Origin of the sequence: Kitasatospora sp. NPDC047058 (genome assembly GCF_040643935.1) — a bacterium.
GTDB lineage: Bacteria > Actinomycetota > Actinomycetes > Streptomycetales > Streptomycetaceae > Kitasatospora.
Genome location: NZ_JBEYVJ010000446.1, coordinates 1 through 5,105, shown reverse-complemented (window position 1 = coordinate 5,105; position 5,105 = coordinate 1). Strand labels below are relative to the sequence as shown.

The 5,105-nt window shown below is 75.0% G+C and carries 4 protein-coding genes and 2 riboswitches; of the genes, 1 reads left to right on the top strand and 3 read right to left on the bottom strand.

Going from position 1 to position 5,105, the window contains the following annotated elements; translation table 11 throughout:
* The 3 genes from ABZ885_RS35025 to ABZ885_RS35015 all read right to left on the bottom strand — a co-directional run.
* A partial coding sequence (locus ABZ885_RS35025) for a prenyltransferase/squalene oxidase repeat-containing protein (protein ID WP_360197972.1) occupies window positions 1-1,631 on the bottom strand: 1,631 nt, incomplete at its 3' end.
* A 204-nt stretch (window positions 1,632-1,835) separates the two neighbouring features.
* Window positions 1,836-1,966, bottom strand: a riboswitch (cobalamin riboswitch).
* A 344-nt stretch (window positions 1,967-2,310) separates the two neighbouring features.
* On the bottom strand, window positions 2,311-2,790 hold the full coding sequence (locus ABZ885_RS35020; protein ID WP_360197970.1) for a flagellar hook-length control protein FliK: 480 nt from the start codon (window positions 2,788-2,790) through the stop codon (window positions 2,311-2,313).
* 36 nt (window positions 2,791-2,826) lie between these two features.
* A complete protein-coding gene (locus ABZ885_RS35015; protein ID WP_360197968.1) occupies window positions 2,827-3,912 on the bottom strand; it encodes a prenyltransferase/squalene oxidase repeat-containing protein in 1,086 nt (361 codons plus the stop codon).
* Window positions 3,913-4,010: 98 nt separating this feature from the next.
* Window positions 4,011-4,169: riboswitch (cobalamin riboswitch) on the bottom strand.
* Between the two features lie 97 nt (window positions 4,170-4,266).
* Between ABZ885_RS35015 and cobF the strand changes: the two genes are divergently transcribed.
* The gene (cobF, locus tag ABZ885_RS35010; RefSeq protein ID WP_360197965.1) at window positions 4,267-5,034 is read left to right on the top strand and encodes a precorrin-6A synthase (deacetylating); all 768 of its coding nucleotides are present in this window, start codon (window positions 4,267-4,269) and stop codon (window positions 5,032-5,034) included.
* Window positions 5,035-5,105 lie beyond the last annotated feature (71 nt).

Below are 5,105 nucleotides of genomic sequence, written 5' to 3'. Positions count from 1 at the left end.
GCGTCGATGCCGCCGGCCGGCCGGGTGGTCGGGGCGGCGCCGGTCGAGGGGGCACTGGTGACCGGGGCGGGCCCGGTTGTCGTGGGCGAGCCGGTGGGAGTGCCGGTCGGGGTGTTGGTCGGGGTACCCGTCGGGGTCGGCGTCCCGGTCGGCGTCGGCGTCCCGGTCGGCGTCGGCGTGCCTCCGAGGCTGTGGGCCAGCGTGCCGAAGGAGATGCCGGTGGCACCGCCCAGCACCTGGGTCGAGGCCCGGACGTCCGAGCCCTGCTGTCCGGCGGAGGCGACGTTGAACCCGCCGTCGCCGTTCTGCTGCCCGGCGAGGAAGTCGTGCGCCCGGGCGATCTGCCCGTCGTAGGTGGCCTTACGCAGCGTCATGCCCTGGACCGCGAGGGCCGCCGAGTTCGTCGAGTGGCCGGCCGCGCCGGGGAAGCCGCCGTCGGGCAGCTGCTGGGCGGCGAGCCAGGCGATCCCCTTGTCGACGGCCTGGGCGGCGTCGTCCCCGGGCACGAGCGCGAGGGCCATGACGGCCATGGCCGTGCTGTCCACGTCGGAGTCGCCGGCGGCGGGGATCAGGCTCGGCCACGAGCCGTCCGCGTGCTGGAGGCTCTTCAGGTAGGCGATCGCGGGAGCGGCACCGGCCGGCTCCCCGGCCCGGAGCTGGGCCATGATGCCGAGGGCCTGGGAGAAGACCGAGGTGGCGTACGTGTAGTTGCCCGGGGCGTCGCAGCCGGTGTTCGCATCGGCCTTGGTGCACACCATGGCGGCGAGGGCGGCGATCAGGTCGTGGCCGCCGAACTTCCGCGGGTCGCGGCCGACGATCTCGGCGAGCAGCGCCTCCTTGCCGATCGAACCGCCGCCCGCGTACTCGGTTCCGATGCCGGTCCAGTCGTTGACGGTGCGCTCGCTCGCGTCCTTGCCCTGCTGGTCCAGGAAGTCGACGATCCTGCGCAGCGCGGCGTCGTCCGTGCCGGTCGCCGCGAGGGCGTACGCGCCGTCGATGGTGAGACCGAAGTCGGCGAAGGCCGGGAAGCCCTCGTAGTAGTGACCGTCGATCAGCCGGGCGGGGTCGGTCAGGTAGGCGCTGCCCTTGGCGGCGTCGGGCTTCCTTCCGGCGGGCGGGGTCGGGGTCGCCGAGGTGGACGCGGGGGCCGAGGGGCCGCCGTTCCCGGCCCGCACGGAGTCGGGGGTGAAGGCCGGTGCCCCGCCGGTGCCCCCGGTGTCGGTGCCGCCGTACACCCAGGCCTCGACCTCGCCGGGCTTGGGCTGCTGCGTTCCGGCACCGAACCGGCTGTAGGACCACGTCTGCTGGCCGGGTTCGGCGATCCAGTACGACCAGTAGGCGGTGGCCTGGGGGGTGTTGACGCAGGGCTCCTCGGCGGGCGTCGGGTACTGGACGCCGCCGTTGAAGCTCCCGGTGCCGAGCCGACAGATGAAGGCGGGGCCGTCGTGCTCGGTCCCCGTGGTGGTGAAACCGGCGCTGTGCAGCAGGTTCATCCCGGTCGTGGGGTGGGCGTCGCAGCCCCGGACGACACCACCGCCCCAGTGGCCGAAGTCGACGGCGACGATCGCGCCGGACGTCGCGGTGCACTGCTCGACGGGATCGGCGGCGGCGGTCCCGGGGTGTCCGAGCAGGACCGTGCCGCAGGCGGCGGCCGCGACGGTTCCGGCGACCACGAGGGACACGAGGTCCCGGTTTCTGTGACGTGCGCGTGCGCGACTGCTGCTGACCCTCACGACGACTCCCTCGTCGGTCGACGCGGGAGACCATGGCGCAGCCGACGGTCCCCGGGCAGGAACCGTCCCGACCACGTCGTAGTCCGCGACGACGCAAGTGCTGTGTGAACAGGCCCCCGGCTCAGGCATTCCGGCTCACCCACTCCTAGGTGGGTCTACGGTTGCGGGTCAGCGCCGGAGTTCGACCGGCTTCCCCTGGATACCGAGGGTGAAAATCGATTCATCAGACCACGGTGGCCGTCGGGGAGTCAACGGGTCGTCATGTCGACCATGTCACCTCGTCATCCGGTGCACCGTGCGGTGGCGTCCGCGGTGGCCGAGTGGGGAGTCCGGTGCGAATCCGGGGCTGACGCGCAGCGATCCGGGCGGCGGCCGCTCCGGCAGTCGCGCGGTTCCGCACGGACGCCGGAGCCTCCGGGGCAGGGTCGGCGCCCACCACCCCAAGGAGCCTGTCCCGTGCCCCTTCTCATCTCCTCGCGGTCCGCTCCGCCCCGTCTCCGCCGTCACCGTCACAGCCGGGCACGCGGCGCTCCGGCCCCCGCGTGGAAGGGGCCGGGCGCCGGTGTTCCCCCGGGTGTCAGGGCGCCGTGATGCCCGGCTGGGCGCCGGCGCCGAAGGACCAGCCCTCGACGTCGCCGGGCGCCGGGTTGTAACTGCCCGCGCCGAGGTTGCTGTACGACCAGGGGCCGCCGTGCTGGGCGTGCCAGTACGACCAGTAGGCGCTGCCGGTGGGGTTGGTGCACGTCGTCGGCAGGCTGTTGATGGTGCAGACGAAGCCCGGGAAGCGCGGGTGGAAGGCCCACGAGAACCCGGCCCCGGTCAGCGCGGCGAGTCCGCTGGCCGGGTCGCCGGGGGCGCAGCCGGTCTGGATGCCGCCGCCGACGGCGGTGAAGTCGACCACGACGGTGACGCCGGTGGTGCCGCTGCAGGCTGCGGCCCGGGCCTGCGGGGCCTGGGCGGCGGAGACGCCGAGCAGGCCGGCGGTGAGGGCCGCCGCGGCGGCGATCGAGCCGAGCGTGCGGCGCACCGGGCGGGCCGGGGCGAGGGTGTCGGTCATCGGAACTCTCCTCGGGGGATCAGGAGTTGCGGCGTCTCAGTGGGCGGCCGGGGCCGGGCAGGCCAGGGTGGGGGCGTCGGGGCGCGCGCCGGCGGCGGAGAGGGTGGCCAGCGGGGTGCCGCCGAGGCCGAGGACGGCCTGCGCGGTGGCCCGCGCACCGTTGCCCGCGTTGAACCCGGTCGCGTCGTAGGCGACCGCGCCGCGGACGGCCGGGTCGGCGGTGCAGCCCTGCTGGAGCTTGACCAGCCGGCTCCAGCCCTTGAGGCCGGCGCCGAAGCGTCCGCCGGCCAGCAGCGTCTGCGTCGCCAGGCCGGTGGTGTTGGCGTTGGAGGCGGTCGCCCCGGAGGCCGCGAAGCCGCCGTCGGCGTTCTGGTGGGAGGTCAGCCAGCCGAGGCCCGCGGTGGCCTTGGCGGCGCGTCCGGTGGCGGCGAAGGCCTGCACGGCGAGGGCGGTGGCGTCGGGGTCGCTGGTGCAGGTGGCCTGGCCGAACGAGACGGGGAAGCCGCCGTCCGCGCACTGGCTGCCGGCGAGGTAGTCCACGGCCGCCGTCGGGGCGTCACCGGGGGTGCGGTGCAGGGCGATCAGGGCCAGCGACTGGCCGAACGCGTTGCTGTAGTCGCCCCACTGGGAGCGGTCGGAGAAGCGGCCCTCGGTGGTCTGGAGGGAGCGCAGCCGGGCGGGCAGGTCGACGCCGCCGAAGGCGGCCGGGTTCGCGCCGCGCACCTCGGCGGCGAGCAGCAGCTTGGCGGTCGCGCCCGCGTACGCCTCGGTGGTGCCGTCGCCGAGGTAGCCGGAGATGATCTCGGGCCTGGCGAGCCAGGCGGTGGCCTTGGCGGCGGCCTCGTCGGAGCTGCGCGAGGCCGCGAAGGCCAGCACGGCGTCGATGGTCAGGCCCTGGTCGGGGTAGGCGGTGCCGTTGAAAACGGACTCGAAGTGGTCGCCGTCGACGAGCTGGCGGGCCAGCCAGCCGGCCGCGGCGGCGTCCGGGCGGATCGTCGCGGACGACGCCGAGGGCGCCGGGCCGGCGGGCGCGGCGTGGGCGGCGGTGGCCGCCGGGAGGGCGGTGGTGAGCGCGAGGGCGGGTATCGCGAGCAGGCCGAGGGTGCGGCGGAGCGCGGGCATGGGTGCCTTTCCGGGCCTGGACGCAGGGGCCCGGAGGGCGTCGGCCCGTACCGGGGCAGCCCTCTGAGCTCCGGCCCGCAGACCACGACGGGAGGAGGGGACGACACACCTCCGCCGACGGGTACTCGGGCTCGCCGCCGACGTGGCGTCGGCGGCCTACCGTTGCGGGTCAGCGCCGGATTCGGACCGGACTTCCCCCGCTGGCGGAGTCACAACTTGACGGCTCATCATGGCGAAACGGAAAAGAGCGGGTCAAGGGATGGTGCGTCACATCACGGCGTGCGACGCCCCCTCACGACGCACCCGCCGCGTCCCGGCGTGATCGGAGGTCGAGTGGGCGGCAGAATGCCTCCCATGCGGCACATCTTCGTCATCGGCATCGGTGCGGGCGATCCCGACCACCTCACTCTGCAGGCCGTCAAGGCGCTCGCCCGCACGGACGTCTTCTTCGTCCTCGACAAGAGCGAGGAACGGCAGGACCTGATCCGGTTGCGCCGCCGGATCCTGACCGAGCACGGGCGGCCCGGGCATCGCGTGGTCGGGGTGCCGGACGCGGAGCGGGACCGCACCACCCCGGCGTACGCGGCTGCCGTGGACGACTGGCGTGCCCGCCGTGCCGACCTGGTGGAGCAGTTGGCCGCCGAGCACCTCGGCGAGGGCGAGACGGGTGCGTTCCTGGTCTGGGGCGACCCGAGCCTCTACGACAGCGTCATCGCCGTGGTGGAGGACGTCCTGGCCCGGGGGACCGTCGCGTTCGGCTTCGAGGTGGTCCCGGGCATCAGCAGCGTCTCCGCGCTCGCCGCCCGCCACCGCACCACCCTGACCCGGGTCGGCCGCCCGGTGCAGATCACCACCGGCCGCCGGCTGGCCGAGGGCTTCCCCGAGGGCGTGGACGACGTGGTGGTGATGCTGGACGGCCGGGCGGCCTTCGCCGGGATCGCCCCCGAGGGGCTGGAGATCCGGTACGGCGCCTACCTCGGCACCCCCGACGAGATCCTCGTCGCCGGCCCGCTCGCCGAGGCCGCCCCCCGGATCAGCGAGCTGCGCGAGGAGGCCCGCGAGCGCAAGGGCTGGATCATGGACACCTACCTGCTCCGGCGGTCCTCCGGTCCCGAGAGCTGACGAGCGGTGGGGGGGGCCGCGCGGGGGGGCGGCCCCGCCCGGCCGCCCCGCGCGGGGGGCCGCGAGCCGGC

Excerpts from the sequence above, each read along its gene's own strand:
- ABZ885_RS35020 (WP_360197970.1), bottom strand. The coding sequence starts at position 2,790 with ATGACCGACACCCTCGCCCCGGCCCGCCCGGTGCGCCGCACGCTCGGC.
- ABZ885_RS35015 (WP_360197968.1), bottom strand. The coding sequence starts at position 3,912 with ATGCCCGCGCTCCGCCGCACCCTCGGCCTGCTCGCGATACCCGCCCTC.
- cobF (WP_360197965.1), top strand. The coding sequence starts at position 4,267 with ATGCGGCACATCTTCGTCATCGGCATCGGTGCGGGCGATCCCGACCAC.